Genomic DNA, 24,877 nt, shown 5'->3' with positions numbered 1-24,877 from the left:
CGATGGCTCAGGCAAAGCAAACCGGTGGAAACAAGTGTGTCATATATCGGAAAGGCAGCCGAAAGTACATCTGCTTTCCGGCTTTTACCCTTTTACGCGCTCCACATACTGGCCGGTTCTTGTGTCAATCCGGATCAATTCGTTTTCTTCAACAAACGGCGGGACCTGCAGCACATATCCGGTTTCCAGTGTTGCCGGCTTGGTGCTCCCGGCAGCCGTATCCCCTTTTGCCCAGGGTTCGGATTTTTCAATTCGCAAATCGATAAAATTCGGCAAAGACACCCCAATGGCCCTTCCTTCAAAGAACAGAATATTGCATACTGTATTATCTTTTAAAAAATTTCTGGCATCGCCAACCTGTTCGGGTGTCAACAGTTCCTGCTCATAGGTCGACGTATTCATAAAACAATATTGGCTGCCGTCATAATACAGGTATTCCATTTCATGCTCTTCTATCTGGGCCTCATTGAACTTGTCGCCGGATCGAAATGTTTTGTCAAACTGTGAGCCGGTTACCATATTCTTCAGCCGGCATTTGTATAGCGACTGGCCTTTGCCCGGTTTGACAAATTCAAACTGTGCAACAATGTAAGGGTCCCCGTCGATTTCAATTTTAAGACCTTTTCTGAGATCACTGCTTTCATACATGATTGATATAAACCTCCCGAAGTTATGCTCAGCTGTTTATGATTGATTGAAAGGTAACAGAGGCATTCGCGTTGCCATTTGGCATCGACGTCTGCGACTGGTTTAAAATAAATATAATGTTATCTTAGATCGCAAGAAATGTTAACAGATATTTCCATCCATATCCTGATCTGCCCTTCGAACTTCCCCGATAAGCCGGCTGACTTTATCAGGATCTTTTTTAAATCGTATTGCCTTGCCACCCGGATTCACTGCATTGGTTCTCGTGCAGCTGTCCACCCCGAAAGGGCGAATCCGGCGGATGCCATCATAGACATTATCCGGGGAAATGCCTCCGGCTAAAATAACGGGAATTTTGCTTGAAGCGACAAGTTGTGCAGCCAGATCCCAGTCGCCGGTCTGACCGGTCAGTCCTACAAAACCGTTGACCGGTTGCCGGTTGTCTGCAGGTGGCACCTGTTTGTCGATCATGATCGTATCGGTCAAAAAAAAGTCACTGACCGCTTCAAACAGTTGTGCAATCCGAAGCGTCGGAACGAGGGATGACATTTGCCGTGGTGTGATGGGAACCGACCGCATGATGCTTATTTCAGGGAATTTTTTTTTGATTTGTTCCTGTAAACGGATCAGCGGCCGGCAGATATTTTCATTACCGGTCGGATCGTACAGGGATTCGCAGAAATGCACGATGTCGGGTTGATAATAATCCAGTGTGCGGAAAATGGAATCGGGATGACTGAAAAGCGGTATCAAACTGCTTTTCGATGAGGATGACCGGACCTGATCGATGGTTGCCCTCAGTTCTGGTGATTTCCAGCCTTTTTCCGATACAATGACGCTTCCGATATGATCAACGCCAAGATCGATCATCTGATTCGCTTCTTCAGGCGTCTGAATTTCGTAAATCTGTATACGGGTATGGGGCATATTCAAACCATGCTTTTTTATTGACATATTTTCAGCGCCGCATCTATACAGCGGACAGCTGGGGGAAAAAGTTCAAAGGACCTGCAGTCAAGGGTTCGCTCAAAAATAACTTCACTTGTTATATGCGCAGATGCATCCTGCCTGGCTGCGTTGCGAAAGCCCGGAATATTCAAGGGTGTAAACTGCCTTTACATCCATTGACGCATAAAATTCCGGAAAAAAAGAAGTCCGAACAGTTTACGGTTGACATTTTTCGCGGTGTTTACCATATTTATCCGAATTTATCAAACCGTTTAACCTCACGGTCGTAACATCGCTAAAATTGATGACCACTGAGTTCATTTCTGTTATAAATATAGCAAGATATTTTATATGAATTGACAATCATACGGCCCGGAATCAACGTCAGACACCAGGCATTGTATTCGTATAACCGGTTATTTTTCTCTACCGATTCTGATCGAAAAAAAAGGATTTTGAATGATACTGATTATTGATTTTGGCTCACAGTTCAACCAACTGATCGGCCGCAGAGTAAGAGAAAATCATGTATATTGTCAGATAGAGCCACCTTCTGTCGACATAGACACCATCAAATCGCTCAGGCCGGATGGAATTATCCTGTCTGGCGGTCCATCGAGTATATATGAACCAAACAGTCCGAAAATGAATCCGGCTGTTTTCGATCTGGGCATCCCCGTACTGGGCATCTGTTATGGAATGCAATTTATGGTCGATTCGCTCGGAGGAATCGTTAAAAAAGCGCAGAAACGGGAATATGGTTTTGCAGAGCTTGTCATAAAAGAACCGGGTGTTTTATTCAAAGGCATTGATCAAAAAACAACCACATGGATGAGCCATGGTGATTCCATCGACGCGCTGCCCGAAGGCTTTACGATTACCGCGTCCACAGAAAATACAAAGGTAGCGGCGACGGTCAATGAAAAACGAAATCTCTACGGCTTTCAGTTTCATCCGGAAGTCGAACATACCGTACAGGGAAGGCTCATGATCCGCAACTTCCTGCTTGATGTATGCGGATGCGAAACATCCTGGAACATGAAATCGTTTGCCGAAGAAGCCATCGCTCAGATCAGGGATCAGGTCGGGGATAATCATGTCATTCTCGGATTGAGCGGCGGTGTGGATTCTTCCGTTGCCGCCCTGCTCATCCACAAGGCAGTCGGAAATCAACTGACCTGTATCTTTGTCGACAACGGCCTGCTGAGGATGGATGAAGCCGTCAAACTCAAAACTGTGTTTGGCCGGCACCTTGATTTGAACATACGCTTTGTCGATGCGGCGCAGCTGTTTCTCAAAGCGCTTGACGGAGTTTCGGATCCGGAAGAAAAACGAAAAATTATCGGCAGGCTGTTCATCGATGTTTTTGAAGCAGAAGCCCTCAAAATTAAGAATGTTAAATTTCTGGCACAGGGAACCCTGTATCCGGATGTTATCGAATCGGTCTCTGTTTTCGGGGGACCGTCTGCCGTGATCAAATCGCATCACAATGTCGGTGGCCTGCCCGAGAAAATGAATCTGAAACTTGTCGAACCCCTTAAATTTCTTTTTAAAGATGAGGTTCGTGAACTCGGAGAGGAACTCGGACTTCAGAAAGATCTCGTATGGCGTCAGCCGTTTCCGGGTCCGGGCCTTTCCATTCGAATTATCGGTGAGGTAACCGAAGAACGTCTGGCTCTGCTCCGGAAAGTGGATGCGGTCCTGCTCGAGGAAATTCGGAAAAGCGGGTATTATAAAAAATTATGGCAGTCGTTTGCCGTGTTATTGCCGCTTAAAAGTGTCGGCATTATGGGTGACCAGCGCACATATGAAAATATTGCAGCCATCCGCGCCGTGACCAGCAGGGATGCCATGACTGCTGACTGGGCCAGGCTGCCGTATGAACTGCTGGGAACCATTTCAAATCGAATCATCAATGAAGTCCGCGGCGTCAACCGGGTGGTGTACGATATCAGCTCAAAACCGCCCAGCACAATCGAATGGGAATAAAATTATATGAAAGAAAACAAATCGTCCGGTTTCAACATCGATCTTGATCTTGATGATGATACGCCTGCTTCCCTGTTTAAAACGGATACGGCGGAAGTTCAGCTGAAAAAACTGAGGGGTCGGTTTGTCCTGGCAGCGGTTCTGATTCCGTGCATAATCATCGGTATCCTCGCAGCGGCATATGTGGATTTACACCGCAAATTTATCAGTCTTCAGGACAAGGGGGAATCTGGAGTTCAGAATCTCAATCAGAATCTGGAATCCCGTTTTTCATCCCTGTCGGTCAAACTGGCGACACTCGAGGAATCAATTACGACAAAACTCCCCGGGATTGAAAAAAATTCTGAAGCATTGAAAAAAACCCTGACCGCGGTCCGGAAAGATATTGACGCACTGGCCTCATCCAAAAGCGACCGCACTGAATTAAAACAGGCTGTCTCAGATATTAATCAATCGATAAAAGATTCTCAGCAGCAACTTGCCGCGCTGCCGGCTACAATAAAAGCACTGGAACGTCAGGTAGCAACCGATATGACGGATTTTGGCAAAACCGTGGACAGTGCAACTCAGGCGATTTCCGATTTGAAGACGGATATCAACACCCTGTCATCCGGCAAAATCAGCAGGCAGCAACTCTCCTCGGAGATTGAAAAACAGCAGGAAGCTGTTCAGAAACAACTTCAGAATATATCCGGAAAGTTTAACAGCGCACTCAAGGAGATGAAGGGCAGGCTTGATGAGCTCCAGAAACTTGCCGATGCCAATAAAAAAGCGTCGAACGCCCGGGCCGGCGTTTTATCCGGGCCTCAATCAACACCCCGGGCACCGGCACCGGACGTATCCCCCGCTGGTTCGGACAAAAAAGCCGATGCGGTCAGAAAAGTTCTGCCGCAACCCGGCGTCATTGTCGAGCAGAATATCGAATAGCGGATAGCAGAAAAAACGGGGTTTCCTTTTTCAGTGACAATGTTTCCCGCAGGATATCAGCAGGTTTTCTATCCTGATGATATCCTCCGGCAGGTCCACTTCGGGAGAATCATACACCGTGGTCACCACCATAATCCGATGCCCGTATTCCAGTGCGCGAAGCTGTTCAAGCTTTTCAATCTGTTCCAGCCGGCCCTCGGGAAGGGTCCGGAACCGGTCGAGAAACCGCCGTGTATAGGCATATATGCCAAGGTGTTTATAGACGTCAAATCCGGTAGCGCCATCCCGTCCAAATGGAATGGTTGATCGGGAAAAATACAGGGCGTATCCGTTCATATCAAAGGTAACCTTGACATCCTTCGGGTCGGTGATTTCTCTTTTATTTAAGATTTTTACAGCCAGTGTACTCATCTCAAGATCCGGTATCGTTAAAAACGGCTTAACCACATCATCAAGGCATTTTGGATTCAGAAGCGGCTGATCTCCCTGAACATTGATTACGATATCGTCCGGGTCCAGTCCGATTTTTTCTGCAGCTTCACCTACTCTGTCCGTACCGGAACGATTCGCTTTCGACGTCAGTACGACCTCACCGCCAAAATTCCTTACGGCCTGAAAAATCCGTTTGTCATCGGTGGCTACCACGACATCCGTAATGCGTTCGGCCTGTTTCGATTGTTCATATACCCGTTGGATCATGGATTTTCCTGCAATCAACGCGAGCGGTTTGGCTTCAAACCGCGTACTTCCATATCGTGAAGGAATGATTACCGCTATTTTCATGGGTCGGATGATCTCCTGAGACATTCATGCGGCCGGAGTTTTTATTGACCCGACCGTTTTTTTGGGTTTATGTAAGGGAAGAATTAAATTTGTTCATCTTATAAAACAATCCCTGCACGGCTTGCAAGAAAAGATGGTGAATTTTTTTCGATATGCAGGTGAATAACGTTCAGTTCGAAAATTTCGGGCAAATCATTAAGGAATCGCAGATGATGATATTTAACAGGCAAAGCGCACATCGGTCTTATTCATTTGGTATCAGTCTCGTGGTAATGTCTCTGTTGATTTTCGCATGCTCCTGTAGCAATAAAACCGAAGATACCGGTTCGAAGCCGGTTCCGGAAAGCTTTTCGTTTCTGGATCTGGAAGTAAATTCCGTTTTCAATCATGAACTCCGGGGCAATCTGAGAGAGCAGCTGGGGGCTGAAGGCATCGAAAAACGAACCACGATTGATTTATCGGTCAATTACCCGGATTTTTTGCAAGAATATTTTCCAAAGCTGTATCAGCTGAACAAACGGCTGAATTATCGACCTCAGGAACGCATCGAGCATAATATCACGAAACTGACCTACCGGTATTCCCGTAATACGGGCAAACCCTTTGATTTAATCACGGCGCAGTTTTCCAATTACAGCCAGCGGCCGCTGCTGATCCAGATTATCATGAAAGACAAGCCGGCGGATATGATCGATACCCTGATAACCAAATACGGCCAACCGGAAATCATCCAGTGGACCGGGCGCTCCGGCACCTCATATGCCTGGGAAAAACACTCCGATATCTTCATCGTCTCCGACAACGTAACCCGAATCGGAAAGCCGGTTACCAGTATATCAATATACTTTGTCCGAAACATCGAGCCGCTCATCGAAATTGAAGAAAAACAGATCAGACAAACGCTTGAAGAAAAAAAACGGGCCGGCGAAACTGCCTTCTAACGATTCAACCGCCAGCAGATAGGTGTGTCATTCTAAAACTTTCAACCAGTACTTTAACAATGTCTTCAGGGCCCTCGAAAACAATGATTGTCCCGGGGATACACAGCCGGCCCACCATTCGTACCGGAGCATCCGACAACGTGACACTCCAATTTTTTCCTGTAAACACCCGATCGTCTGAATTGACCTCTGCCAGCCTGTGAAAAAAATCCAGGATCCGCCTTTTTTCGATTCCTGATTCAATCTGTTGTTTCATTTTAACTCCATGCCGGATGCGATCATCTTACCCTTTCCGCCAGCCATCGGCCGCTGCCTTACCTTGCGGCAGCCATAACGGTCAATCCATTTATGTTCAGAGGCCGCCGTTTTCACCACACGCCCGATTCAGATTTATATACAACAATTTCCAATTGACATGAAATGGGCACAATGCCATAAAAGCTGCACAATTGGCAAGCAGCTGTCAGTCTGCCGAAACTGATCGCTGTTAACCTTATCCGTGTCCACGTATCCCGAGGAGGTACAAAAATATGACCCTTCAAACCCGTCAAACCATGCAGTTGAGTATCCCGGAGGGAATGATCGATCTGGGAGTCGGGCAGCCGTCTGTGTCCCTTCTGCCCCTGGAGATCATAAAACAGGCAGCAGACCATCGATTAAAACAGGCAGACCCCTCTTTTCTGGCCTATGGAAAAGAATCGGGATGTGGCTGCTTCAGGGCGGTGCTGGCTGAATTCCTGACCGACGGCTATCAGATTCCGGTAGATGCCGACGATCTATTTATCACCTGTGGCGCAACAAACAGCCTGGATCTGATCTGTACGTTTTTTGCCAGACCGGGGGATACCATCTTTGTTGAAGAACCGACCTATTTTCTGGCGCTTCGCATTTTTCAGGCGCGGCTTTTGAATGTGGTCAGTATCCCCGCGGATGAAAACGGCCTGATTATCGAGGCGCTGGAGGAACAGCTGACGCATCACTCGCCGGCGTTTGTTTATTCTATCCCCACCTTCCATAATCCGTCCGGAGCTACCCTGCCTGCCGACCGGCGGGAAAAACTGGTCCGTTTGGGTGAAAAGCACCAGTTTTTTATCGTGGCCGACGAAGTCTATCAGCTGCTTGCCTATACATCGAGCCCTCCGCCGCCCATGATGGCATTTGACCGGCAGGGAACCGTTCTGTCGGTCAGTTCGTTTACCAAAATTCTGGCTCCGGGACTTCGTCTGGGATGGATTCAGGCCTCACCGAAATTGATCAGCCGGCTGACTCAAAGCGGACTGCTCGCCAGCAGCGGCGGATTGAATCCGTTTACCTCGGCCATGGTCCGAAGTGTCATCGAACTGGGCCTTCTCGGAAAGCATCTGGATTTTTTGAAAAACACCTATACGGAACGCGCCAGGGCTTTGAGCAATGCCCTTCATGAGTATCTTTCGGATATTTTTCAATTTCGTGAACCCGAGGGAGGCTTTTTCATCTGGGGACATCTGCAGGGAAAAATCGATACCGAACATATTCGACAACAGGCCCTGAAGCATCAGGTTCATTTTCAGCCAGGACACCGCTTTTCCGCAACCGAAAGCTTGAAAAACCACCTTCGCCTGAGTTTTTCATATTATGATGCAGAGGCGTTAGAAGAGGGGGTCAGACGACTGAAGGCGGTTATAACCGGATGCTGAAAGTATTTTAAAATCTTAGTGTTACAGCGATATGTCTAAGGCATAACTTTAAATATAGCAGATGAATATCACATTTACCCTTTATCGTAAATAAGAGGTTATTTTCTTTGTCAGCAGACCCACCGACACCGTTTACCATTCTGCGAAAATATTTCGGCTATGAAACCTTCCGCGATCACCAGCTTGATATCATAAACCATGTCATCAACGGGCAGGACGCGTTTGTGCTGATGCCGACCGGCAGCGGAAAGTCCATCTGTTATCAGATTCCGTCCATCATCAGCAAAGGCGTCGGACTGGTTATTTCCCCTCTGATCGCGCTGATGCAGAACCAGGTGGAATCTCTGCTGCAAAACGGCATCCGGGCGGCAGTTCTGAATTCAAGCCTGGATGCAGATGCCGTCAGGCAGGTCGAGGCCATGGTGATGGCCGGCCGGACCGATATCCTGTATGTTGCGCCCGAACGCCTTCATACCGAACGATTTCAGCGGTTTCTGGAAAAAATTCCGATCGCGCTGTTTGCAATCGACGAAGCGCACTGTGTATCTCAGTGGGGTCACGATTTCAGACCCGAATACCTCCGGATCGCAGAGATGACCCGAAAATTTCCGGGGGTACCGCGAATCGCCCTTACCGCAACCGCCGATCCCATCACACGCAACGACATTGTTCAACGGCTCGATCTGGTTGAAGCGCGATCGTTTATTTCCAGTTTTGACCGGCCTAACATCTGCTACCGGATTCAACTGAAAACCAACGGGAAAAAACAGCTGTATGATTTCATTCACCATGAGCATCCGGACCAGTCGGGTATCGTATACGTCCGGACACGTAACCGCACCGACGGGACAGCCGAATGGCTCCGGCAGAAGGGCATTGACGCTCTGCCCTATCACGCCGGTCTGGATCCGCGGATACGCAGTGAGAATCAGCGCCGGTTTCTCCGGGATGATGCCGTTGTCATTGTCGCCACGATTGCGTTTGGCATGGGAATCGACAAACCGGATGTGAGATTTGTCGCCCATCTGGATCTGCCGTCAAGCATGGAAGCCTATTATCAGGAAACCGGACGGGCCGGCAGGGATGGCCAGCCTGCCGATGCATGGATGGTTTACGCCCTGTCCGATGTGGTGTCCATGAGAAAGCTGCTGGACAGTTCCGACGGAGATGAAGCATTCAAACGCATCCAGGGCAGAAAACTCGAGGCATTGCTCGGCTACTGTGAATCCGTTGAGTGCAGACGGCGCATGCTGCTGGGCTATTTTGGAGAAAACTATCCGGCAGGCTGTAACAACTGCGACAACTGCATTCAACCGGCGGACACCTGGGATGGAACCGTGGCGGCACAAAAAGCGCTCTCCTGCGTGTATCGGACTGGACAGCTTTTTGGAGCCGCGCATCTGACCGATGTTCTGACAGGAAATTTTACGCAACGGGTTCAGGTTCTGAACCATGACGCCCTCAAAACATTTGGTGTCGGCAAAGAGCTTTCAATCAGCCAATGGCGATCGGTATTTCGTCAGCTTCTGGCAGCCGGAATGCTGTCCGTCAACATGACGGATATTTCCGGTTTCCGTCTCACCGAAAAAAGCTGGGGCGTTTTAAAGGGCGGACAGACCGTTGAGTTTAGAAGGGATCCCCGGCCGATCAAACCGGTCGGGGAGAAAAAAGCCGGAAAATCATCCGTACGCCCGGTGTCTGATCTGGAAAACCAGAGGGATCGTAACCTGTTCGAAAAACTGCGAAGTCTTAGACTCGAAATTTCAAAGCAGCTCAGTGTGCCGCCCTATGTTATTTTCCACGACAAAACCCTGAAAGAAATGGCGGTCCGCCGCCCGGAGAGCCGGGATCAACTCCTTGAAATTACCGGCATTGGCGAGCGCAAAGCCGAACAGTACGGGGCGGCGTTCCTTGAAGCGATAAAAAAATAGTTAAGGGTTAAGGGTCAGAGGTCAGAGGTCAGAAATCAGAAATCAGAAGTCAGAAGTCAGAAGTCAGAGGGCAGAAATCAGAAGTCGAAGGTCAGATGACTCACGACCCACGACTGATGACTCACAACCCACGACTCACGACTCACGACTCACGACTGATTCCAGTCTGTTTATTGCATCTGGCGGATGCGGACTTCGATCTCTCTGGAATCCTTCAGAAGTTTCACGAGCGTTGACGGGTCCGTGTCACCATAATGATACGGGTACAGGATGGCCGGTTTGAAAGCCCTTGCGGCATCGGCCACCATCTCAGGGGTCATGGTATATGGAAGGTTCATCGGCAGAAAGGCCACGTCAATCCCGCGAAGCGCCCTCATTTCCGGAATATTTTCGGTATCACCGGCGATATATACCCGTTTGTCCCCGAAGCTGAGGATGTAGCCGTTTCCCTCTCCCTCAGGATGAAAGAGCTGTCCGTTATCGCGCCGGTGGATCAAATTGTACGCCGGTACGGCTTCGATCCGTATGCCCTGAACCGTCCGAACATCGCCGTTTTTCATGATAATGCCGCCCGAAATCTGCCGGGAACAGGTTTGCGTCAGGACAATGTCGGTACGTTCGGTCCGCACCGTTTTGATGGCCTGCGGGTCCAGATGATCGCGGTGTTCGTGAGTGATCAGGATGATATCCGCCTTCGGAAATCCGGAATAATCCGCAAGGCTGCCATATGGATCCACATGGATGACCTTTCCATTCACGGTCAGAAGCAGCGTGCCGTGTCCGACAAACGTGATGCGAAGTTCACCGGTGGATGTATCAAAGACATCGGTCTCAAACCGGTTTTGAGCCGCACCCGGGACCGCAAAACATAAAACAGAAACGATGGTCAGTATAAAGTTGAACATGCATGCCTCCTTTGTTGTTTCTGAGTGAGTCCTTATCAGTTGAGGGTTACCGAGGGGGGTGTTTTTTGCCATGAGCCAGTGCTTCAATCTTCTGATTGGCCGGCAGTTGTTTGATGGAATGCTCCAGTTTGAGTGCTTCGCTTCTGGACAGATCACTGCAGGCACATACCAGTTCAACCGGCAGTCGCGATTTTGTATATTTTGCGCCTTTACCGGCATTATGCGTTGCAATACGGACATCCAGATCCTTTGTAATTCCGCAGTACAGGGAATTGTCCGCGCATCGTAACAAATAAACGTTCCAGTTCATGAGGTCTTTGTTCATCAGATCCAGTATTTGTTTTATCGCCCTCCGGGCCGGGTTCTGTTTGTCGGTTCGGCAGTATAAGGATCATCGGGCCAGTAGTGTTTGGGATAACGCCCTTTCAGGTCCTTTTTTACATCCGGGTATGTATTTTTCCAGAAACTTTTCAGATCGCAGGTCACCTGTACGGGCCGGCCGGCCGGTGACAGGAGGTGAAGCGTGACCGGAATCCTTCCCCCTGCGATTCGGGGCGTCTGCTCCAATCCGAACATTTCCTGCAGGCGGACAGCAAGAATCGGAGACCCGACAGGCCCGGCTGAGAGTTCTCCGTAATCCAGGGGAATCCTCGATCCGCTGGGAACTGTCAGATGCGTCGGGGCCTGCTGTTCGATCAGCTGCTGCTGCTCCCAGGTGAGCATGGACTGGAGCGCGTATTTCAGGTCTATCTGTTTAAGATGGCTGGCTGATGAAATACCGGAAAGAAAGGGCCGCAGCCAGGATTCCAGAGAAAGGCAAAGCGCGGTATCCGTCAGGTCGGGTAGATCCAGAAAACCGCCGTTTTTCTTTAAAAATACCACCCTTGCCTGCCAGTGTCGAAGCTTTTTGTTCCAGGGAAGGCAATTGATGCCCCGCTGCCGGATGCCGCGCATCATCTCAGCGGCGATCGCCTCCGGATCGGGATCTGCCAGGGGCGCTTCTTTTAATACCAGCTGCCCGTATATCCGCTCTTTTATTGCCACAACAGCCCCCGCCGCTTTGTCCCATGCCACCGTTTCCCGAGTTTCAAGCAGATGGCCAAAATCCCTCTCAAGCGCTTTTTCCGTGTATGCAGCGGCAAGATAGATCCTGGCATTTTTCCGGTTACCGTCCAGATCGGCAGCCACTATAAATTTTTCTGAAGAAAAGGACCCGGTTTCGTCGAAAAATGCACCGGAACCCGATGCCATTCGGTACTCGCCGTTTTGTCCGGGCCTTGCCATGGCGATCCGTTCCGGAAAGGCAAGGGCAAGAAGTTCACCTGCCTGGCCGATATCGATTTTTTCCGGCCGTATGCCAAGATCGTTTTCCAGTTTTCGCTCGTTTTTTATGATTGCCAAGATGCCCGCACGGTTGACTGAAACGCCCTGCATGTCAGGCGCCTTTTTATGGATCACGGCGTCTATCATCTCGAGGCGAAGCCGAATATCGGCATTGCGCAAACCGTCTGCAAAGGACAGGACATCACGCTCACCCATCAGCGCTGCAATGCGGCAGGCCAGTGCACCGGCCCCCGTCTGTTTTGCCTTCAGGATCATGTGGCCGAATCGCGGGTGAATTCCGAGCGCTGCCAGTTTTTTTCCGTGGGAGGTGATGGCCCCGTCAGGGGAGAGCGCACCCAAGCTCTTTAACAGGGCCCGGGCCTGAGCAAAGGCCCCTTCCGGCGGCGGGTCCAGCCACTTGAGATCTGCCGGATTTGATACGCCCCACACGGTAAGCTCAAGGGCAAGCCGTGCCAGATCAGTGCTCAATATTTCCGGAGAGTTGAATGCCCTGAGCATGGGGTGGCTTTCCTGCGGCCAGAGCCGGTAGCAGATGCCGGGAGCCGTTCGTCCCGCCCTGCCCTTTCGCTGATCTGCCGAGGCCCTTGATACGGGTACCGTCTCAAGACGGCTCATGCCCGTACCCGGAAAAAACCGTGGAATCCTCATGAGCCCGGAATCGATTACGATCCGGATACCGTCGATGGTCAGAGACGTCTCGGCAATGGAGGTGGCCAGAACCACCTTGCGGTGGCCCGGAACAGACGGGGCAATGGCCGCATCCTGCTCCTTTGCTGAAAGATTTCCGTAAAGCGGCAGAACAGAGACATGGTCCATGGGTACGGCATTGCACAAGAGCGATCTCACTCGCCGGATTTCCCCTGCTCCCGGAAGAAACACGAGCATATCGCCCGCTGCTTCGGAAAGCGCCTGCCTGATCGCACCGGCACACGCCCGTTCAACCGCACCGGCATCCCGGCTGTCCCTTCTCATTGGAAGATATCGGGTGTCAACCGGCCAGCTTTTGCCAACGGATTCGATCATCGGCGCATTTCCCATGAGTTCGGACACCGGAGCGGCATCCAGGGTGGCGGACATCACCAGAATCCTCAGGTCATCGCGCAGCGCCTCCCGGATCTCCAGGCACAGGGCCAGCCCCAGATCACTGTTCAAATTTCGCTCATGAAACTCGTCAAAGATGACAAGGCCCGTTCCCTTCAGAGACGGGTCTGCCTGAATGCGGCGGGTCAATATTCCCTCGGTGACCACCTCGATCCGTGTCTGGGGCCCGGCCCTTCGTTCCATCCGGATATGATACCCCACGGTGTGCCCTACGGATTCTTTCAGCAAATCTGCCATACGGTTTGCCGAAGCCCTTACGGCCAGCCGACGGGGTTCGAGCATTACGATGTTCTGTCCGTTCAGCCAGGGCGCCTCAAGAAGCGCCAGGGGCACGAGAGTCGTTTTCCCGGCGCCGGGTGGTGCCTGAACCACCGCACAACGCCCGGTTTCAAGCGCCCGGCGTATGTCAGGTATTACCTGCTCTATCGGAAGGTGGTCAGCCATATCAGAATAATTCGATAAAACGGGGCAGGCATGGGGCGCTTCCCCTGCGGCATTCCGCAATCATCGTTACGCATCTTGCATTTATCATGCGCATGTCCTGGCTGCAATTTATCCATGATATCCTGAGGTTCTGTCGGATGTCAAAAATTGTAAGGGTCTATGAAAGCGTAAATAATACTTATATAACCGTTGCGGATGATTGTATAAAATCTGATGAATAATCGTCCATCCGGAAATGAGATGAGTTTTTTACCTTCAGGTAATACATTAAGTTGTTGAAAATCAACATCTCAGCCTGACATTCAAAAAACAACCATTTCCGGATACACCGATGAGTATTTCCGGTAGGATATTTCTGTCAAGAAGCCGATTTCAACATTCCCTGCCGGTCTGAGGTCCGATGGATTTCAGACGTTTTCTCTGGCGATATGTAAATCCGGATTTCCCTTGCGGCGGCGTATGACGGTTACACCGAAGGATTTTCTGTTGACGGGTGATTTTTCGTTTTTTGCCTGATCGGCCTGTACAATCATCTGGTACAATTTGGCTTCAATCTGTTTTCTTTTTGCTTCTTCCATTAATCTTCTTCTGTATTAGTTATGGGTTGCCTGCCTAAAACCCCACTGGCCTCCGATTTTAAACATAAAGCCAGAAAGAGTCTCATAAGGTTATAGGTGATCCCTTTATCAGACCTTCATATTTTAATAGCCCGTCTGTTTTGTACAGGGGTATACATAAATAATAAATGGGATTCAAAAAAAGGGATATAAGATGGCTACCGCCTGCGGCCTTGAATTTTATATTTCAGTCGAGAAGGCGTTTACAGCATTCGCTGTCGGTCTGAGGTCCGATGGATTTCAGACGTTTTCTCTGGCGATATGTAAATCCGGATTTCCCTTGCGGCGGCGTATGACGGTTACACCGAAGGATTTTCTGTTGACGGATGATTTTTCGTTTTTTGCCTGATCGGCCTGTGCAATCATCTGGTACAATTTGGCTTCAATCTGTTTTCTTTTTGTTTCTTCCATTAATCTTCTTCTGTATTAGTTATGGGTTGCTTGCCTAAAACCCCACTGGCCTCTGATTTCAAACACAAAGCCAGAAAGAGTCTCATAAGGTTATATGTGACCCCCCTTTATCGGACCTTCACATTTTTATAGTCCGCCTGAATAGTACAGAAATATACATAAATGATAAATAGTACTCTAAAAGGGAAATAAATCAGATGATGAATATCGCTTAAAACGGGGAATGTTTCACATCTCTCACATTATGACGTTCAATATATTATATATTCAGGCTTGGCAAGTCCTAAATGCACATGGACCGATAAATTTTGTTCAATATGAATGTTCTCTCGCTGATGTTGAGAATAAATGACTGGATACGTTTCATCCACCGCTTCCCTTGATGATCGGATAATGCTATAAAAAACTGGTATGGCAGGAATCCGGTCACGCGGAAAGACGCGCGGTGAATCCACAAGCTCGGTTTGTTCACATTTTTATGAGCATGGACGAGAGCCGTGCAGCGCCGCATGACGAAGCAAAATTCGGGCTTGATCAATAACTGAAGCCATACACGACGTTATGGCCGCAGTTATGAGCATGCCCGAAAATTTCTATTCTATTTAATTAAAACCCGGAATGGTATCTCAACCATGTATGAACTGATTTCAAAAAGATACAGGAAAGAATTAAATGGTGCGGTATCCGTGGCTCATATGGCAGGATCTGTGATGCTCCATTATTACGACCTTGATTACGAGGTATTCGAAAAAGGCAATAATTTGCCGCCTGAAGCTGGCATTTTCACGGAAGTCGATACCAAAATCGATCTTATGGTCAGCAATTACTTTCGGCAGGTATGGCCCGAAGATCAGCTGCTAACCGAGGAAACCGAACCGGACAAATTCTGGTACGACGCAGAACGAATATGGATAATTGACCCGATTGACGGAACAATGGGATATAAAAAGAAAACAGGATGCTTCGGCATTTCAATCGCCCTGGTTGAAAATGGACGTCCGGTAGTAGGGGTGCTTTATGCACCCGCTCAAAATTTGATTGCATGGGCGGTCAAAGGGGAAGGAACTTATCTGAATGGACTAAAGGTTGATTCAGGGAAAAAAGATTCTATTCACACGATTCTTTGCAGTCGTAACTCAATCCACCGTCCGGATTATCAAAGGGCTCTGGATGCGATCGATCCTCATCACCGGTTTAAAAGAAAGCCAATAGAGTCAGCCGTAGTAAAAGCTTTGTTTATTCTGAATAATCAAGGAGAAATATACCCGATACTTCCAAAATCAGACAAAATGAAATCGGTCCCAAAGTTCTGGGACATAGCGGCCGCGGATGTTATTATTCACGAAGCCGGGGGAAGAATGACCACGTTTTCAGGAGAAATTTACAAATACAATCTTCCTGATTTCAGATGCATCAATGGGGTGTTGATGGGAACCCAAAAAGGCCACGAATTCGCCTTAAAAAGATTACAGGCATTCGATCTCAATCAAGGAAAATCTTTTCGTGAATCAATCCCGGGATGACCGGTCTTCCATTCAACCGGTTTTGGATAACGACCGTAAAATTGACTATAAAAATATTCAGCTTCCCGTTCCATGTCAAACCGAATGTTATCGGGATACAGGATATTGGCCAGCCACATGATTCCCAGAATAGACTCGGGAGTCGGCAGATCCCATGCGTCCAGGTAGCTTGGAAAAGTATGGATCTGCTCCTTGCGAACGGCGTTGACGCATTCTATGGCCTCATCCATGACATCCCGGGCATTGATATGACTGTAAGGCGCCAGAAGAATGAAATCCGGATTCCAGGCCACCAGATGTTCCCGGGATACCGAAACCCATCCGCCCGTAAGTTCATGGGCCACGTTGACGCCGCCGCCGGCCCGTATCAGATGATCCTGGTAAAAATCCCCGCCGATAGTGGCAAAGACGGATTGGTATCCGGCCATATATACGGTCTTTTTTTGAACAATCGACGCAGTGCACTCCTTGATATAGATCAGTTTCTCGCGGTAATAGGCAGCAATTCGATTGGCATGATCCTTTCGGCCCAGGATATCAGCCATCATCATCAATCCCCGGATCATAGAGTCCGGGTCCTCCACTTTGAGACAAAATACCGGAATGCCGACTTCCTCGAGCCGCGAGACCAGGGGCCCCGGACGCATGAACACGCCATCCGGCCGAAGCCTCAAAAATTCTTCAATGCTGGATTCCGGTTGCGCATAACCGGTGTGATCGATTCCCTCACAAAAACTTTTTTTAATCGAATTGGGATGACGGGTCGATATGGCAATCAGCTTATCCGCAGCTCCCAGTGCAAATATCATGTCATCGGCCACCCGATAGGGGCATGCAATCCGCTCCATGGTCTTTGGCACATGAACCTGACGGCCGATCATGTCGCAGACGGTTCTGGCATCAACCGGACATGCAATAATGACGGCAGAAAAAATTGCCGGCAGCAGTATTCGGAGCCGTTGATACATCATACCACCGCCAGTGAGCCAAAGTTGTGCAGGGCCATGCAGTGGCATTCTATACTCAGGTCACCGGGAAACATTGAATGGGTAAGAATGCTCTTATTCCCGACGCTGACGGCTATTTTCCCGGCGCGGGTGATATCGCGGGTCAGACAATCCGGCAGGTAGGACGTGCTCAGTGAGAACGGGTTGACCCGTCGGGATATTCGCCATCTCGGGTAAGCGAAAAACGGTTCAAATACGGGCCTGCCGGTGGAAATAATTGCCATCTGATGGGGCGTGCAGGCACAGGGAATGCCGCCAACGGTATTAGCGATGGAAGCGGCCTTGAGTTCAAAATCCTTAAAACCGATACCGTCTAAAAGCATCAGTGCAATTTTTTTCCCGCTCATGACATGATTGAAAATACATTGTCTGATACCCGTAATAGCGTCCGGGATGTCGAGCGTGGCCCATATCGGAATATTCGAATGCATTCCGTCAGTTCGGTAGCTGTAGCGACTGGCGGAACTCAGGGCGAGAAACCGGTACCCGGCTTCGGGAATCACAAAATACCGGCCGGATTCTTTTATATCCCATTGAACGCCGATTCGTTTTTCCAGATCATGACTTGAAATCACCTCACGGACTCCCGTCAGGCGGGCTACCTGATCGGCATCGTCTGATCCGGTATGATACAGGCAGGCTATGCCTTCTTCAGCAGATGCAACACCTTCGATATGCTTTTCCAGGTTGATGACACCCCGGGTCCGGACCAGATCCCCCATGCCCACCACCATGACCTCATAACCCGATGCCTTTTTGAATCGTTCAATTTCCGCAAACAGGTTGACGGCGATATTTTTAAACTGTTCTTCTTCGCATTGATGACGTCCGGTCAATGCAGCCTGGGCATAGGTCATTACCATCAGATCCGGATGGTACATGTCCAATACGGATAGCGCCGTGTCCGTCACCCAGTTATCGGCCGCCATATCCATATCACCCGGATAAGGCCGCTGCTGCAGGGACTCGATTCCGGGCCGTCGGTCCTCATTGCCGGCCAGACACCCGCTGCTCATGGCAACAGTAGCCTTCCAGCCGTCTGCTTCAATGTACCCGGTTCGCGGATCCGGGGTCTCGACGGTTTGATCGGTGTCCACCGCTGCGTTTCCGATGATGTCTGCAGATGCGCCGCATTCCGGGCATAGTCCATCAGCCAGTGCCACATCCACCAGAACGGCCCCGAATCCCTTGCTCATCCGGGTCAGCAATTTGTGTCCGCATTGGCGGCAGCACGTATCGATCCAGAGTGTTGCCGGAAAATTCAACAGATAGATATGATTCAGGTATTCCTGTAAGCGGATTTTAAAACGCACCAGGTCCGAAACTTTGGGTCTGGCGGTTTCAGACAGCTTGTATTCAGGCATCAGTCTGAATACAAGCCAGGGAATGCTGTCATCGATACTGCCCAGGGTTCGGGCAATGTGGGCCATACCCGCTTCAGCAATCCTCGGCAGATACGGAGTGGTAGCCTCCACGTGAATCCCGTTTTCCCGGAGCAGTCGAATGCAGTCAAATACGCGTTCCGGACTGCCGCCACCGCAAATTTCCTGATAAAATTTTTTGTCGGGCCCCTTGATACTGATGTTGGCAAAGGACAGGAACTGAACCAGTTCGCTAAGCTGGGCATCGGAAAACAGGCCGTTGGACGAACAGCCCACAGCAATACCCGCATCGGCGGCAGCTTCGGCAATATCCTTGAAATAATCAAAGCTGACCGCCGGCTCGTTTGCCGTAAAGCTGATCAGGCGACAGCCTGCGGTAACGGCTTTTTTAATAATTTGTTTCGGGCTTAAATCAAAATAATACGCAGGCTCGTTCAGCAGGTGCTGACTCATGCAATATTTGCAGTCCAGATTGCAACCATGGGTCCCGACAACCAGCACCCGGGTGCCGGGGCGATAATGGAATAACGGGATTCCTTCGATATAGGACGGATAGAGTGTAGTAAGCGGATATTTCAACCTTTGCCTCCTTGATTTCGCCTTAAAAGATATGCAAAAAACGGCGCGCCGATCACCGCCGTAACAATACCGAGTGGAATTTCCTGACCGACGGAGGCGCGTGCCACATCATCGACGATCAGCATATAGGCCGATCCCATCAGCGCCGAGGCCGGCAGCAGACGGGTATGATCCGCACCCACAATCATCCGGCATAAATGGGGTACGACCAGCCCCACCCAACCGATGATTCCGGCGACCGCCACAATGGATGAGGCAATCATTGTCGAACAGGTAATGATCGTAACATACAGTGCCGTGGTGTTCAGCCCCAGCTCCCGGGCCTGACCTGAACCGAGCGAAAGGATATTGATACGCCATCGCAACATGATGAGCACTCCGATGCAGATCAGCGTTACCGGAGCCGTAATCAACATGTCCCGGACGTTTACCGCTGCCAGACTGCCCATGAGCCAGAACACAATCGCCGGCAATTTCGTATAGGTATCGGCCACATACTTGAGGAGTGATATCATCGCCGAAAAAAATGATCCCACCACGATCCCTGAAAGCACCAGGGTATAGGTCGACATACGGAATCCCAGGCGTGCGGTCAGCAAAGACAGTCCCACGGCAATCATTCCGAATACAAATGCAGACAGCTGTATCCAGATTACATCGTTGCAAAGTAAAATGGCCAGGGCCGCACCAAAGCCACCGCCGGAAGACACGCCCAGAATATAGGGGGATACCAGCGGATTTTTGAAAACTCCCTGAAACGTGGCACCCGTAATACCCAGCCCGGCACCGATCACCATGGCGATCATTATCCGCGGAATTCTGACCTTGAATATGACGGTATGAATCAATTGATGGGATTCTGCGACATCCGAGTCGAAGACATGACCGATTACGGAAAGTATGTCAGGAACGGATATGGGGTAGCGTCCGATAAACACGGAACCCGTGAATACGAACAGATTGAATAAAATCAGGTACGTCGTGTAATTTCTGGTTGTTTTCATTACTGAACAAATTGCGTGTACTCTTTAATTATCATTCGGCCAGAACAGCTTCAATTTCATCTGAAGACGGCGTATAGCCATAAAACGTCGAGTAAAAATATGTCATTTCTTCTGCCATGTTGAACCGGATGTGTTCGGGATAAAGCTTTCCCGCCAGCCACATGATCCCGAGAATGGATTCCGGGGTGGGCACATCCCATGAGCCGATATAGAACCGCGACATGAACACGTTTCCGCGTCTAACCGCCGCAACATCGCTAAGCCGGGAATCGCCCGTAAAGCTGCCGACACGGGCCGTTCCATAATTTCCAATAAAAATGAGATCCGGATTCCATTTCAACAATTGCTCAATGGAGATGGAGGCCCATCCGCCCCGACTTTCCCCTGCCGTGTTGATTCCCGATGCGCTTTCAATCAAAAAATTCTGATAATGTTCCCCGGAGGCCGTGGTAAGCATGGAAGGCCCGGCAAAATAAACCGTCTTTTTCTGCTGGATGGTTTCGGTCCGTTTCCGGATTTCCGATAATTTCTGCCGGTAATATTGAACGATCTGTCGGGCTCGGTCTTCCCGGTTCATGATCTTACCGGTCAGCAATATTCCTTCAATAAGCGCATCCGGGCTTTCCAGTCTGAGGCACACCGACGGGATACCAAGCGCTGAAAGTGCATCAACGTTACTTCTGAAATGAGTAAATACGAGATCGGGTTTGAGTTTGAGAATTTCTTCAACCCCGATTTCCTGTCCGGCCGATCGGGTTGGCCGCGGGATACGTTCAATGGCCGGATAAATCCGTTTCATGACCCCGTTGACATCATAATCCGATATGCCGGCCAGACAATCCTGAGCCCCGAGCATGAAAACGATCTGTGTGGCGATCGGATACATGGACGTCACCACACGATTCACCCTCATGGGTATCTGGACTTTGCGACCGGTCTGATCATAGATGATATGAGTGCTGCCCTGCCGAACCGGAGAACGGGAATGAAAAAAGCCCACGCCGGTCGCAACGGCAGCCAAAACGATCAATATTATCAGCAGGTTTCTGAATACCGTCTTCATGCTCAGGCAGCCTCCGCCTGGAATAACACACCGCGAATACGATCGTTGCTTCGAATCTCATCCACATCCACTTCATAAACAGCCTTGATACTTTCCCGGCTGATGACCTCATGCGGACTTCCCTGACGGTAAAATCCCCCGTCGTGCAGAATCATGACGGTATCGGCAAACTGCAGAACATGATTGGGGTCATGGGTGGCCATCACCGCCAGAAGATGGTTCTGCTTCACGAGTTGTTTGAGAATGCAGAGAATTTTGATTTGATTTTTGAAGTCCAGGTGGCTGGTGGGTTCATCCAGGAGCAGGGCCGGCGTGTTCTGCGCCAGGGCACGTGCGATCAGAACCAGCTGCCTTTCTCCCCCGCTGATACCTGAAAACAGCTCGTCTTCGAGCGCGCGGATTCCGGTCTCATCCATTGCTTTTTCGATATAATACCTGTCCTGCTTTCCGGGCATGGAAAACGTTCCGATATAGGGGGCCCGGCCCATCATGACAACATCCCTGACCCTGTAGGGAAATATGACGGAAGTCTCCTGTGGCACCGTCCCCAGAAGCCGGGCGCGCTGACGCCCTGACAGGCTTTGTATTGGTGTGCCGTTGAGGTGGATATTGCCGGATGTCACTGAAAGGGTGCCGGAAATACAATTCAACAGCGTGGTTTTTCCGGAACCGTTTCCCCCCATCAGAGCACACAGATTGCCTTTCTGAAGGCCGAAGGAAATTTTGCTGAAAATCGACGGCTTGCCATCATAAGAAAACGCGATATCAGTGCCGACAAGAAAACTTTCCATTTTATATGTCGCTTTTGGTTGCCATTGGTTTTTATTTTCTTTTTTTAAAATTATTATAAAATTTAATTAACCTGAAGTACACCATATGAACAAATAAAAACAAGATCTATTTTTTCATCCGTTCATCCTCATTGCATTTTTATCCTCAACGGTTCAGGCCGTTATCCCCAAAGCAGTAAAAGAGGGGCTTGATCATAATTTCGGACACATTGTCGCAGGCTCCGTCCCGTCCATTCCCGGTTTCTTTTCCCCGGACAGCGCAGCGCTCTGCCTTGGCAGAATGAACCAGAGACCGACCGCTCCCGCTCGATGGATTTTGCTTTCATGGCACCGGCATTCCGCTGTCAGGCAGATGAATTTCAGGAGACGCTACAAAAATAAAGCAGGCTCGGGCAGGTGAAAGCTTCACTATGGAACGATGAGACAAGAACGTTCTTATTTACCATACGTATTATAAGTTATTATAAGTTATTTATTGTCATCATTATATTAAACTTAAATAAGATGTTTTTATATTGACTTCATTTAACGTCATTGCTATTTTAAGACGTCAATTTTAAAAAGGTCAGAAAATTGAATCTCGAAAGAATCCGATAATATCCCGTACCCGGTTGAAAATATCCGTGCCGAAAAAAGACCTTGTTAAGGTTGTGCTTTGCCGATACCAGCAGCTGCAATCCTCGTCATTTTGAATTCGAAAAATATCCATGTAAAGTTATATATTCAGGCAACCCATTTCTTGCAGAATACAGTAAGCCGAACGGAGAAAAATCTCTGTTCGGAAAAAACTGTTTCAGTCAAAAAGGAGGTGATGCATCAGCGTCGTGTTTGGAGTTAAATTCTGAAACCACTTTGAATTTAAAGGAGTCAACCATGAGAAAAATTGAAAATGTGCAAACGTCGATGAATGCGCCATCCTGGGGAGAATACGAAAACGCGTTTTTTGTCCAGGTTGATCAGACCAAATGCGAGGGCTGCGGGGAATGTGAATCCCAATGTCCTACCGGTGCTATTCAATGCATAGACGGCGACGACGGGCCCCGCACGGTTGTAAATCCGGCCGCCTGTGTCAATTGCGGCCAATGTCTGATCAACTGCCCCTACGGAGCGATTTATGAAGGCGTTTCCTTTGTAGAGGAAATTTTTTCAGCGTTGAAAGATCCGGACAAAGTAGTGGTATCCATGCCGGCGCCCGCCGTGCGCTATGGGTTGGCGGAGGCCTTTGGTCATCCCACCGGCACGTATTCGGGCGGCAAAATGTTTGCTGCGCTTAAAAAACTCGGCTTTGATCATATATGGGACAACCAATGGACAGCAGACGTTACCATTATGGAGGAAGGAAGCGAGTTGCTGGGACGGCTGACCGGAAAGGTCAAAAAGCCCCTGCCGCAGTTTACGTCATGCTGCCCCGGCTGGATCAAGTTTGTTGAAACTTTTTATCCCGAATTGATTCCGAACCTGTCCACATGCAAATCACCGGTCGGGATGCTCGGTACCCTTTGCAAAACGTACGGAGCCGAAATTATCCATACGGAGCCGAAAAAAATCTATACGGTTTCGATCATGCCCTGCATCGCCAAAAAATTTGAGGGGCTCAGACCTGAAATAGCTGACAGCGGCTATCGGGACATCGATGCCACAATCACTACGCGGGAGTTGGCCTATATGATCAAAAAGTCCGGCATTGATTTCAACAGTCTTCCCGATGTTGAGCCAGACACAGAACTGGGCGAATCCACGGGCGCAGCTACCATTTTCGGTTGCAGCGGCGGGGTTATGGAAGCCGCACTGCGTTTTGCTTACGAGGCCGTTTCCGGGCAGGCACTGGAAAGTGTAGATATCAAGGCGGTACGTTCCCGCAATGGGGTAAAGGAGGCCACCATACCGGTTCCAAAATTCGGCGATCTGAATGTTTGCGTTGTCAGCGGGCTGTTCAATACCATCCCCATTCTGGAAGAGATCAAGAAAGGAAAATCCAGGTACCACTTTATCGAAGTCATGACATGCCCGGGCGGATGCGTGAACGGCGGCGGACAACCGTTATTGCCGGATGTCCGGGAGGCATCACTGTTCAAGCACATCGTTGCCCGAATCAATCGAAGATTCAATATGAGAAAAGCGGTTTAAGGAGGGAATGCCATGAAAAACATCGTGAATGTAACACGGCGACAGTTTATCAAAATCGCCGGTATGGCCGCCGGGGCCACCCTTTACACATGGAATTTTACAAAAATGTCTTTTGCCGCTGCCAATGACTATATTATGCAGCGGCAGGAATCGGTATACGTCCAGGATACGAAGATGAAATTCCGCAGGTCCCAGGACAACCCGTCGGTCAAAGCACTCTATGCGAAGTATCTCCATGAACCCAATTCTCACATGGCGCATCAGCTTCTGCATACGGAATATACCGACCGGTCACCATTGTTAATGGTGCTCAAGGCAAAAGGTATGAAACTGAAAGTCTAACCCGGGAGCATAGCTCCTGAAAGTACGGCCTGCGGGAAGGATGGAATCTGAACCATAGGGCTGACTTCTCATGCAGAACAGTGTTCGGCCAGAATCAGAGGCCGGACCCGACGCCCCCGGATCACGGGGCCAAGCGAAGCCCACCCCCCCCTCCTTTTTCTGCCACCTGCCGATGCGGGCCTGTCCGTAAATTTCTCACTTCTTTTTTCTGTGATTGAATCGGAAAGGATCTTTCCATGGATAAACGCATCGGTGTGATAGGTATTATCCTATGAACCCAAATAACGGTTGGGTTTTATTATATCAGATGGTTACATCTGAATTAATGCCATACTTTATCATATTACGAAACATTTGCTTTACTATATTTTTCTACCTTATTGAATTACGCAAA

The 24,877-nt window shown here is 49.4% G+C and carries 22 protein-coding genes; 8 read left to right on the top strand and 14 right to left on the bottom strand.

All coding sequences use genetic code 11. The features are described 5' to 3' along the window. Nucleotides 1-84: 84 nt before the first annotated feature. Both efp and PHQ97_12800 read right to left on the bottom strand, forming a co-directional pair. Complete coding sequence (gene efp / locus PHQ97_12805) at nt 85-648, bottom strand: elongation factor P (protein ID MDD4393614.1); 564 nt, start codon at nt 646-648, stop codon at nt 85-87. Between the two features lie 141 nt (nt 649-789). Continuing rightward, the gene (locus tag PHQ97_12800) at nt 790-1,602 is read right to left on the bottom strand and encodes a hypothetical protein (GenBank protein ID MDD4393613.1); all 813 of its coding nucleotides are present in this window, start codon (nt 1,600-1,602) and stop codon (nt 790-792) included. Between the two features lie 453 nt (nt 1,603-2,055). On the opposite strand from PHQ97_12800, the gene guaA reads away from it, so the two are divergent. Further along, nucleotides 2,056-3,585: a glutamine-hydrolyzing GMP synthase gene (gene guaA / locus PHQ97_12795; GenBank protein ID MDD4393612.1), complete on the top strand. Its 1,530-nt coding sequence runs from the start codon at nt 2,056-2,058 to the stop codon at nt 3,583-3,585. A gap of 6 nt (nt 3,586-3,591) precedes the next feature. Then, nucleotides 3,592-4,512, top strand: coding sequence for a hypothetical protein (locus PHQ97_12790; GenBank protein ID MDD4393611.1), 921 nt, complete (start codon nt 3,592-3,594; stop codon nt 4,510-4,512). A 30-nt stretch (nt 4,513-4,542) separates the two neighbouring features. Here the strand turns inward: PHQ97_12790 and kdsB are convergent, their stop codons facing one another. Further along, nucleotides 4,543-5,295, bottom strand: coding sequence for a 3-deoxy-manno-octulosonate cytidylyltransferase (kdsB, locus tag PHQ97_12785; protein ID MDD4393610.1), 753 nt, complete (start codon nt 5,293-5,295; stop codon nt 4,543-4,545). A gap of 209 nt (nt 5,296-5,504) precedes the next feature. Between kdsB and PHQ97_12780 the strand changes: the two genes are divergently transcribed. Beyond that, nucleotides 5,505-6,236: a hypothetical protein gene (locus PHQ97_12780; GenBank protein ID MDD4393609.1), complete on the top strand. Its 732-nt coding sequence runs from the start codon at nt 5,505-5,507 to the stop codon at nt 6,234-6,236. 4 nt (nt 6,237-6,240) lie between these two features. Here the strand turns inward: PHQ97_12780 and PHQ97_12775 are convergent, their stop codons facing one another. Then, nucleotides 6,241-6,492 (bottom strand): hypothetical protein, encoded by a 252-nt coding sequence (locus PHQ97_12775; protein ID MDD4393608.1) that lies wholly within the window; start codon nt 6,490-6,492, stop codon nt 6,241-6,243. 274 nt (nt 6,493-6,766) lie between these two features. On the opposite strand from PHQ97_12775, the gene PHQ97_12770 reads away from it, so the two are divergent. Together PHQ97_12770 and recQ are read left to right on the top strand one after the other, a co-directional pair. After that, on the top strand, nt 6,767-7,912 hold the full coding sequence (locus tag PHQ97_12770; GenBank protein ID MDD4393607.1) for a PLP-dependent aminotransferase family protein: 1,146 nt from the start codon (nt 6,767-6,769) through the stop codon (nt 7,910-7,912). Between the two features lie 107 nt (nt 7,913-8,019). Beyond that, entirely contained in the window at nt 8,020-9,843 is a 1,824-nt protein-coding gene (recQ, locus tag PHQ97_12765; GenBank protein ID MDD4393606.1) for a DNA helicase RecQ, read from the top strand. A 170-nt stretch (nt 9,844-10,013) separates the two neighbouring features. Here the strand turns inward: recQ and PHQ97_12760 are convergent, their stop codons facing one another. From PHQ97_12760 to PHQ97_12740, 5 genes are all read right to left on the bottom strand, one after another. Then, entirely contained in the window at nt 10,014-10,748 is a 735-nt protein-coding gene (locus PHQ97_12760; protein MDD4393605.1) for an MBL fold metallo-hydrolase, read from the bottom strand. A 46-nt stretch (nt 10,749-10,794) separates the two neighbouring features. Next, the gene (locus tag PHQ97_12755) at nt 10,795-11,058 is read right to left on the bottom strand and encodes a GIY-YIG nuclease family protein (protein MDD4393604.1); all 264 of its coding nucleotides are present in this window, start codon (nt 11,056-11,058) and stop codon (nt 10,795-10,797) included. A 32-nt stretch (nt 11,059-11,090) separates the two neighbouring features. Then, a complete protein-coding gene (hrpB, locus tag PHQ97_12750) occupies nt 11,091-13,637 on the bottom strand; it encodes an ATP-dependent helicase HrpB (protein MDD4393603.1) in 2,547 nt (848 codons plus the stop codon). Nucleotides 13,638-14,044: 407 nt separating this feature from the next. Continuing rightward, nucleotides 14,045-14,215 carry a hypothetical protein gene (locus tag PHQ97_12745; GenBank protein MDD4393602.1) on the bottom strand — a complete coding sequence of 57 codons (171 nt, stop codon included), beginning with the start codon at nt 14,213-14,215 and terminating at the stop codon, nt 14,045-14,047. A 279-nt stretch (nt 14,216-14,494) separates the two neighbouring features. Next, a complete protein-coding gene (locus PHQ97_12740; GenBank protein ID MDD4393601.1) occupies nt 14,495-14,665 on the bottom strand; it encodes a hypothetical protein in 171 nt (56 codons plus the stop codon). Between the two features lie 632 nt (nt 14,666-15,297). On the opposite strand from PHQ97_12740, the gene PHQ97_12735 reads away from it, so the two are divergent. Then, a complete protein-coding gene (locus PHQ97_12735) occupies nt 15,298-16,188 on the top strand; it encodes a hypothetical protein (GenBank protein ID MDD4393600.1) in 891 nt (296 codons plus the stop codon). On the opposite strand, the gene PHQ97_12730 is transcribed toward PHQ97_12735, so the two are convergent. Genes PHQ97_12730 through PHQ97_12710 form a run of 5 tightly spaced genes read right to left on the bottom strand, consistent with a single transcriptional unit; the run spans nt 16,152 to nt 22,014 of the window. Beyond that, complete coding sequence (locus PHQ97_12730) at nt 16,152-17,159, bottom strand: ABC transporter substrate-binding protein (GenBank protein ID MDD4393599.1); 1,008 nt, start codon at nt 17,157-17,159, stop codon at nt 16,152-16,154. The genes PHQ97_12735 and PHQ97_12730 overlap by 37 nt on opposite strands. Continuing rightward, complete coding sequence (locus PHQ97_12725; protein MDD4393598.1) at nt 17,156-19,156, bottom strand: radical SAM protein; 2,001 nt, start codon at nt 19,154-19,156, stop codon at nt 17,156-17,158. Before PHQ97_12725 ends, PHQ97_12730 begins: the two co-directional genes overlap by 4 nt. Then, nucleotides 19,153-20,160 carry an iron ABC transporter permease gene (locus PHQ97_12720; protein ID MDD4393597.1) on the bottom strand — a complete coding sequence of 336 codons (1,008 nt, stop codon included), beginning with the start codon at nt 20,158-20,160 and terminating at the stop codon, nt 19,153-19,155. The genes PHQ97_12725 and PHQ97_12720 overlap by 4 nt, the downstream gene beginning before the upstream one ends. Before the next feature lie 31 nt (nt 20,161-20,191). Beyond that, nucleotides 20,192-21,223, bottom strand: coding sequence for an ABC transporter substrate-binding protein (locus PHQ97_12715; GenBank protein ID MDD4393596.1), 1,032 nt, complete (start codon nt 21,221-21,223; stop codon nt 20,192-20,194). Nucleotides 21,224-21,225: 2 nt separating this feature from the next. Beyond that, nucleotides 21,226-22,014: an ABC transporter ATP-binding protein gene (locus PHQ97_12710; protein MDD4393595.1), complete on the bottom strand. Its 789-nt coding sequence runs from the start codon at nt 22,012-22,014 to the stop codon at nt 21,226-21,228. 873 nt (nt 22,015-22,887) lie between these two features. On the opposite strand from PHQ97_12710, the gene PHQ97_12705 reads away from it, so the two are divergent. Further along, a complete protein-coding gene (locus PHQ97_12705; GenBank protein MDD4393594.1) occupies nt 22,888-24,141 on the top strand; it encodes a [FeFe] hydrogenase, group A in 1,254 nt (417 codons plus the stop codon). A 12-nt stretch (nt 24,142-24,153) separates the two neighbouring features. Next, nucleotides 24,154-24,483, top strand: coding sequence for an iron hydrogenase small subunit (locus PHQ97_12700; protein MDD4393593.1), 330 nt, complete (start codon nt 24,154-24,156; stop codon nt 24,481-24,483). Nucleotides 24,484-24,877: the final 394 nt, after the last annotated feature.

This window comes from Desulfobacterales bacterium, assembly GCA_028704555.1.
Lineage (GTDB): Bacteria > Desulfobacterota > Desulfobacteria > Desulfobacterales > JAQWFD01 > JAQWFD01.
This window is presented reverse-complemented; position numbering and strand designations above follow the sequence as displayed.

What these genes read in the sequence shown, in the direction of transcription:
- PHQ97_12700 (MDD4393593.1), top strand. Translation starts at nt 24,154, where the DNA reads ATGAAAAACATCGTGAATGTAACACGGCGACAGTTTATCAAAATCGCC.
- efp (MDD4393614.1), bottom strand. Translation starts at nt 648, where the DNA reads ATGTATGAAAGCAGTGATCTCAGAAAAGGTCTTAAAATTGAAATCGAC.
- PHQ97_12790 (MDD4393611.1), top strand. Translation starts at nt 3,592, where the DNA reads ATGAAAGAAAACAAATCGTCCGGTTTCAACATCGATCTTGATCTTGAT.
- PHQ97_12770 (MDD4393607.1), top strand. Translation starts at nt 6,767, where the DNA reads ATGACCCTTCAAACCCGTCAAACCATGCAGTTGAGTATCCCGGAGGGA.
- PHQ97_12800 (MDD4393613.1), bottom strand. Translation starts at nt 1,602, where the DNA reads ATGTCAATAAAAAAGCATGGTTTGAATATGCCCCATACCCGTATACAG.
- PHQ97_12705 (MDD4393594.1), top strand. Translation starts at nt 22,888, where the DNA reads ATGAGAAAAATTGAAAATGTGCAAACGTCGATGAATGCGCCATCCTGG.
- PHQ97_12780 (MDD4393609.1), top strand. Translation starts at nt 5,505, where the DNA reads ATGATGATATTTAACAGGCAAAGCGCACATCGGTCTTATTCATTTGGT.
- PHQ97_12775 (MDD4393608.1), bottom strand. Translation starts at nt 6,492, where the DNA reads ATGAAACAACAGATTGAATCAGGAATCGAAAAAAGGCGGATCCTGGAT.
- PHQ97_12730 (MDD4393599.1), bottom strand. Translation starts at nt 17,159, where the DNA reads ATGATGTATCAACGGCTCCGAATACTGCTGCCGGCAATTTTTTCTGCC.
- PHQ97_12760 (MDD4393605.1), bottom strand. Translation starts at nt 10,748, where the DNA reads ATGTTCAACTTTATACTGACCATCGTTTCTGTTTTATGTTTTGCGGTC.
- PHQ97_12735 (MDD4393600.1), top strand. Translation starts at nt 15,298, where the DNA reads ATGTATGAACTGATTTCAAAAAGATACAGGAAAGAATTAAATGGTGCG.
- PHQ97_12715 (MDD4393596.1), bottom strand. Translation starts at nt 21,223, where the DNA reads ATGAAGACGGTATTCAGAAACCTGCTGATAATATTGATCGTTTTGGCT.
- PHQ97_12755 (MDD4393604.1), bottom strand. Translation starts at nt 11,058, where the DNA reads ATGAACTGGAACGTTTATTTGTTACGATGCGCGGACAATTCCCTGTAC.
- PHQ97_12745 (MDD4393602.1), bottom strand. Translation starts at nt 14,215, where the DNA reads ATGGAAGAAGCAAAAAGAAAACAGATTGAAGCCAAATTGTACCAGATG.
- PHQ97_12710 (MDD4393595.1), bottom strand. Translation starts at nt 22,014, where the DNA reads ATGGAAAGTTTTCTTGTCGGCACTGATATCGCGTTTTCTTATGATGGC.
- hrpB (MDD4393603.1), bottom strand. Translation starts at nt 13,637, where the DNA reads ATGGCTGACCACCTTCCGATAGAGCAGGTAATACCTGACATACGCCGG.
- kdsB (MDD4393610.1), bottom strand. Translation starts at nt 5,295, where the DNA reads ATGAAAATAGCGGTAATCATTCCTTCACGATATGGAAGTACGCGGTTT.
- PHQ97_12740 (MDD4393601.1), bottom strand. Translation starts at nt 14,665, where the DNA reads ATGGAAGAAACAAAAAGAAAACAGATTGAAGCCAAATTGTACCAGATG.
- guaA (MDD4393612.1), top strand. Translation starts at nt 2,056, where the DNA reads ATGATACTGATTATTGATTTTGGCTCACAGTTCAACCAACTGATCGGC.
- PHQ97_12720 (MDD4393597.1), bottom strand. Translation starts at nt 20,160, where the DNA reads ATGAAAACAACCAGAAATTACACGACGTACCTGATTTTATTCAATCTG.